Raw genomic sequence first — 6,000 nt, forward strand, 5'->3', positions numbered from 1 at the left:
GTTATTGGTGAAATTATAAAGACCATACGTGAACAGCTTCCGACTCTAAATGGTATTGAGGTTGTGATTTGTACGTAACGCCTACATATATGGCTAATACATATAAAAACCACAAAATGCGCTTAATAATAGCGCTTAGTTAAAAATATACTGAACTTTGAAAAATCACTAAAGGAACTGAATAATGCGTTTATTACATACTATGCTGCGTGTAGCGGATTTAGACAAATCAATTGCTTTTTATACTGAAGTATTAGGTATGAAAGAGTTACGACGCGCAGACAATGACGAGTATCGATATACATTGGCTTTTATTGGGTATGGAGATGAGAAGGACACGACAGTCCTAGAATTGACATATAACTGGGATGAGGATAGCTACGACCTTGGTAATGCTTATGGCCATATAGCCATCGAATTTGATAATATTTACAAAGCCTGTGCTGATATTAAGGCAGCCGGTGGTAATGTTAGTCGTGAACCTGGGCCTGTAAAAGGCGGTACTACTGAAATTGCTTTTGTAAAAGACCCTGACGGTTATTCAATAGAACTTATTCAGAAAAAAGATGACATGAGTAACTTTTAAGTTATGTAAGTTATGGGTGCTAGTTTAAATTAAAAAAGGTGCTTTTTAGCACCTTTTAACGCAACTGACTGTCTTTACTGCCACGTCTATTAAACGATTTAGCGCTAGCACCATTACCTTCTATTGCAGCTTGGCATGCAACACAATAGCGCACTCCTGGTAACGCGAGCCTTCGTGCTTGTGGGATTTCCTCATCGCACTCATCACATAACTCTGCACTTGCGCCAGATATTAAATTGCTTCTTGCATACTGTACGGCGTCATTAACACTCGCATCAATTTGATCTTGAATTGCACCGTCTCGTGCCCATCCACTTGCCATAAATCCTCCTAATAAAGTTGGATGTTTAAATTTATGCTACCAAATCGAATCTTTATAAGTACTGAATAAAAAAGCTAGGAATGTGATGTTCTTTGAAGGTTTAAGCTATAAAACTATATTTTATATCTAAAGAAAGATGCTGTAGTTGCTCCTTGTAATCTATTTTTCACAAAAAATTCAACACTCTACAATTAGGCAAAAAAAAGCAGCTAAAAAAGCTGCTTTATAATTCCAATGATTTATTTAAATATTAAAGACTGTAGTCAACAACCTTCATACCTAATTTTTCGAGCTCTGGACGAAGTGTTTTAGCATCACCCACTACTAAATAAATCATGTCTTTAGTATTTAAGTGTTTTTTAGCTAAGGCGTTAACTTCTTCTTTGCTGATATTGCTAACAATCTCATTCCTTTCTTTTACAAAGCTAGGTTTTAAATCGAATTCTAATATTTGTGCTAAAAAGCCAAGTTTTGCATTAGGCGTTTCGTATTTAAGCGCATCTTTTTGATTGATAGCCTTACGCATAAACATAAGCTCTTCATCAGTGACACCGTTTTGAGCATAGTTATTAAGCTCATTAGTAAACTCTGTAATAGACGCTGCAGTAGAGTCGGCTCTCACCGCTGCAGAAGCGGTAAAGCCACCTGATGTTTTATCACCCCAGAAACGAGAGCGAGCACCGTAAGTGTAGCCTTTATCTTCTCGTAAATTTAGATTGATACGGCTATTAAACGTGCCACCAAGTGCAAAGTTCATCAAGTTAGCTTTAAAAAACTCACCTGTAATATCTTCAACCATATCGCGTTTACCTATACGAATTTCTGATTGAGGAGCGTCTGGTTTATCGACCAAATAAATTACATTAGTTTCTACTTTAGGTTCACTGAAATCAACCGCTACTAAGCTCGATTTACCTTTCCAATTTGTAAGTGTAGCTTTAACTTTTGGTTCAATTGTTGACTCTTTTAAATCAGAAACAATAATTACTTGAGCGCCCTGCGGTTTAAAGTTTGCGTTATAAAAAGCTTTAACGTCAGCAAGTGCAATAGCCTCTATACTATTAAGCGTTCCAGTACTTGGAAGTGCAGCTATATTGTTGCCATATAGTAATTTACTATATGTATTAGATGCTAAATACCCAGCATCCTTCATTGAATGTTGAATATTTTGAATGATTTGCTTTTTATTACGCTCAAAGTCATCTGCATTAAATGCTGGTTTAAATAACTTTTCTTCTACAAGCTTTAGCGTTGCATCTACATTTTTGGTTAAGCTAGAAACATACACATTTGTATGTGTTTTATCTGAGTAGATACTTACCTGGCTACCTAGTTTTTCAAGCGCGTTACTCATCTGCTCTGTAGTGTAGTTTTGCGTTGACTCGCTCATTAACGATGCAGTTATTGATGATAAACCCACTTTACTAGCTTGCTCACTGTACAGGCCACCCGGAACTTTAATGAAAATAGCGGTAGTTGGCGTTTCTGTACTTTGAGTACCTAATATTTTAATACCGTTTTCGGTCTTAGTTTGCCAAAGAGTAGGAACATCAACAGCAGGATTTGCGCCGGCCTCTGGATGAGCACTTCGATCAAATGTATCAACAGCTCTTCGTGCCACTAAATCATCAGCTGAAGTTGTAGATGGACCTCCAAAATCATGCGATTTAGGCGTAAAGTTGTCTGGAGCAGCTATAAGTTGAGTTTGCCCTTCTGGTACAACACTCATAATAACGGCAGATTTACCTTTGATATATTGATTAAAAACACGCATAACATCAGCTTTTGTAACTTTGTTATAACGTGCAATCTCATCTTTAGCTGAATTTGGGTTACCTGTAAACGTTTCTGACGCGGCTAGTTGAGAGACTTTTCCTGATACGCTTTGCAGACCAAAAATTGCACCAGATTCTATTTTAGCTTTTACTTTATCTAAATCATCTTGTGTAACGCCACGCTCTTCAAATTCAACAAATGAATCACGAATGATTTTTTCCATATCAGCTAACGTTTTCCCTGCTGTAGGATTTGGTAAAGCATAAAGACTAATTGAACACGCTAACTCTTGGCATGGATGATTTGCACTTGCTTGAACAGCAAGTTGAGTTTTAACTAAGTTTTTGTATAGTAGTGAATTATTACCACCACCCAATATTTCAGCAAGTATATCAAGAGGTGCTTCATCTTCAGAGCGAGCGTAAGTCGTTGGGAAACTCATACTTAATAAAGGCAAATGTACCTTATCTTCCATTGAAATATATCTATCAGCATTGAGTGTTACAGCTGTTTTTTCTACTGTAGGGATTTCAGGGCCTTTTGGAATTGGTGCAAAGTATTTAGTAACTAATGGCAGTATTTCATTAGCGTTGATATCGCCACCAATAGTAAGCGTTGCATTATTAGGACCATACCACTTTAAAAAGAATGCTTTTAAATCATTTACATTTACGCGATTAAGATCGTCCATAAAACCAATTACTGGCCATGAATATGGATGACCATCTGGATACATCGCTTGAGCAACACGTTCACCTAAACGACCATAAGGGCGATTATCAACACGTTGGCCGCGCTCATTTTTTACTGTTTCGCGTTGTACTTCAAATTTTTCTTGGGTTACAGCATCGAGTAAAAAGCCCATTCGATCAGCTTCTAGCCACAACATTTTTTCTAATTGATTTACAGGTACTGTTTCAAAATAATTTGTTCTATCTGAGTTAGTTGTACCATTTAAAGTACCGCCTGCTTCAGATATTATTTTAAAATGTTCCTCATCAGCAACATTCTCTGAACCTTGAAACATCATATGCTCAAAAAAGTGAGCAAAGCCTGACTTACCCAACTCTTCGCGAGCAGAACCAACGTGGTATGTTACATCAACGTGTACTAAGGGATCTGAATGATCTTCATGCACAATTACAGTTAAACCGTTATCTAGTTTATATTTTTTATACGGTATGTTGATTTCACCTGCATTAGATTTCACTGATTCAATAAGTGTAACGCCAGGAATTGATGTTTCTGTAACAATATTTTTATCAACAGCTTGAGTTGAGCTATTACATGCAGCCAACCCTGATGCAAGTAAAACAGCAAGTGCAATTTTTGTGAGTTTCATTTTTTAGTCCATATTTAAATTAACTCAATGAGTTTAAAGACTAATTAAAAGTACAACAAGGAATATGGAGCGATTATGGGCTTGGTTTTGTAACAAAGTGTAAATAGATTGATATAAAAATGAAGTGTGAAATGAGGGTGTTAATTTGTGGTTTTATTCTAATAACACTGCACTTCCCTATCTAAGTAGTAAATGATATAGCTAAGAGATTGATACTCTTAATAACATCGTGCATATAGAGTGTTATGTAACACTGCTTTATACAATACTTAAAATAGTAAGTGGCGTCCCCAAGGGGATTCGAACCCCTGTTACCGCCGTGAAAGGGCGGTGTCCTAGGCCTCTAGACGATGGGGACACATAAATGTGTCACTAGGACAACTGAATTTTTAGACTCGTTTCAGGCGAGCTTTCTTAATAACACTTCACTTTCCTATTAAAAATAAGTAAGTGGCGTCCCCAAGAGATTAGTACTCTTGATAACGTCGTGCATAGAGAGTGCGGTGTCACACTGCTTTACACAATACTTAAAATAGTAAGTGGCGTCCCCAAGGGGATTCGAACCCCTGTTACCGCCGTGAAAGGGCGGTGTCCTAGGCCTCTAGACGATGGGGACACAGAAAACTGCTACCCTAGGACAAAACACTAATTTTTGGTGGAGCCATGCGGGATCGAACCGCAGACCTCTTCACTGCCAGCGAAGCGCTCTCCCAGCTGAGCTATGGCCCCAACTTAATCAATACCCGTCGTGATAAACACATCGTGTATCGCTTAGTGCGGGGCGCATTCTATGCACCACCCAAAATAAAGTCAACAGTTTTTTACCTAGCTTTATTTAAATGGTTTAATTTTCAACAAACTGGCTATCAAGCGTGCTAAAAAATACAATTTGAATAAGATTCTAGCCCTACTGCTTATAATAACATCACTATATCGCAGCGAATACTTAACAACACCCTACTCCCCTATTTAATGCAACAAAATTGCATCAAAGCAAAGGTATACATTTATATGCAAATTGAACTTATCTAAAAACTACCAATTAAGGCCCCGCCAATCGCCTTAATCTTTTAAAAGTTACAATTGCTTATAATAACCAAAACTTAAATGTGGATTTGAGAGTACCCGCAGCCTTTACTTGCTTATTAACCAGCGTCACTCGTACTAAAAACTCGATTATTGTTTGAAGAATATTTTTTAAAGAGCATTGTAGCTTCGTAATGCTATGTACAAAACTTCAGGGCGTGTTGATCTTTGGTGGGTGAATTTGCAGCAGTATGTTTGCTTTTTAGGCAAGGCAGAGCCTATTGTAGTTTGGTTATTACCCATGAATAGGCGATAACGCCGCATAAAGTCCAAACATGCGCTGCCCTTTGGGTTCAATCCACAAAGGTCAACACGCACTAGTTATGTGTGATCTATTTAGTCTTAATCCGAAGGCTATTAGTGAAGTATGAGTATTTACGATTTGGCTAGGTTGGCTTATAAAAATAAAGTAAGTACAAAAATAGAGTTTAGAATGCTGAAAATAGCATTTGTTTTGGGAAGTTTAGATTAAATTCATTTTTAAAGGACCGCTCTATTCACTAAATAACTAGCCCTAATATTAATCCATCTTGCTCATAATCATAAAAACGACTCCAGTAAAAAAAACAATAAGTATCGTGAAGCTAAATTTAAGATTAATAAAATACAATTCCCTACTCACTTTTAGGAGCTTATTAGGTGCTTAATTGAACTGCAATATCAAATTTGATGATAAAATAGACTTCAACCATATCCTATTGTTTATAAAACCTTCATTCAGCACATTTTTATCATTCAAGTGTTGACACATTTTCAACTCTATCTATAATAGCGCCCCACAACAACGCAGCAATGCAATGTTGTTTAGATGTGGGTGATTAGCTCAGTTGGGAGAGCATCGCCCTTACAAGGCGAGGGTCACTGGTTCAAGTCCAGTATCACCCACCA

At 37.2% G+C, this 6,000-nt stretch carries 3 protein-coding genes and 4 tRNA genes; 2 read left to right on the forward strand and 5 right to left on the reverse strand.

Features of this window, described 5'->3' with window-relative positions; translation table 11 throughout:
* Positions 1 to 184 precede the first annotated feature (184 nt).
* Positions 185 to 586 carry a lactoylglutathione lyase gene (gene gloA / locus I6F54_RS18190; protein ID WP_165729483.1) on the forward strand — a complete coding sequence of 134 codons (402 nt, stop codon included), beginning with the start codon at positions 185 to 187 and terminating at the stop codon, positions 584 to 586.
* A 55-nt stretch (positions 587 to 641) separates the two neighbouring features.
* Here the strand turns inward: gloA and I6F54_RS18195 are convergent, their stop codons facing one another.
* The 5 genes from I6F54_RS18195 to I6F54_RS18215 all read right to left on the reverse strand — a co-directional run bounded on the left by I6F54_RS18195 (position 642) and on the right by I6F54_RS18215 (position 4,755).
* Positions 642 to 908 (reverse strand): DksA/TraR family C4-type zinc finger protein, encoded by a 267-nt coding sequence (locus I6F54_RS18195; RefSeq protein ID WP_165729482.1) that lies wholly within the window; start codon positions 906 to 908, stop codon positions 642 to 644.
* Between the two features lie 250 nt (positions 909 to 1,158).
* Positions 1,159 to 4,026, reverse strand: coding sequence for a M16 family metallopeptidase (locus tag I6F54_RS18200; protein WP_197142557.1), 2,868 nt, complete (start codon positions 4,024 to 4,026; stop codon positions 1,159 to 1,161).
* Between the two features lie 282 nt (positions 4,027 to 4,308).
* A tRNA-Glu gene (locus tag I6F54_RS18205) sits at positions 4,309 to 4,384 on the reverse strand.
* A gap of 182 nt (positions 4,385 to 4,566) precedes the next feature.
* Positions 4,567 to 4,642, reverse strand: a tRNA-Glu gene (locus I6F54_RS18210).
* Between the two features lie 37 nt (positions 4,643 to 4,679).
* Positions 4,680 to 4,755 (reverse strand) — tRNA-Ala (locus tag I6F54_RS18215).
* Between the two features lie 1,169 nt (positions 4,756 to 5,924).
* Here I6F54_RS18215 and I6F54_RS18220 point away from each other — a divergent pair.
* Positions 5,925 to 6,000, forward strand: a tRNA-Val gene (locus tag I6F54_RS18220).

Origin of the sequence: Pseudoalteromonas sp. SWXJZ10B (genome assembly GCF_015864475.1) — a bacterium.
GTDB classification, from domain to species: domain Bacteria; phylum Pseudomonadota; class Gammaproteobacteria; order Enterobacterales; family Alteromonadaceae; genus Pseudoalteromonas; species Pseudoalteromonas arctica.

What these genes read in the sequence shown, in the direction of transcription:
- gloA (WP_165729483.1), top strand. Translation starts at nt 185, where the DNA reads ATGCGTTTATTACATACTATGCTGCGTGTAGCGGATTTAGACAAATCA.
- I6F54_RS18195 (WP_165729482.1), bottom strand. Translation starts at nt 908, where the DNA reads ATGGCAAGTGGATGGGCACGAGACGGTGCAATTCAAGATCAAATTGAT.
- I6F54_RS18200 (WP_197142557.1), bottom strand. Translation starts at nt 4,026, where the DNA reads ATGAAACTCACAAAAATTGCACTTGCTGTTTTACTTGCATCAGGGTTG.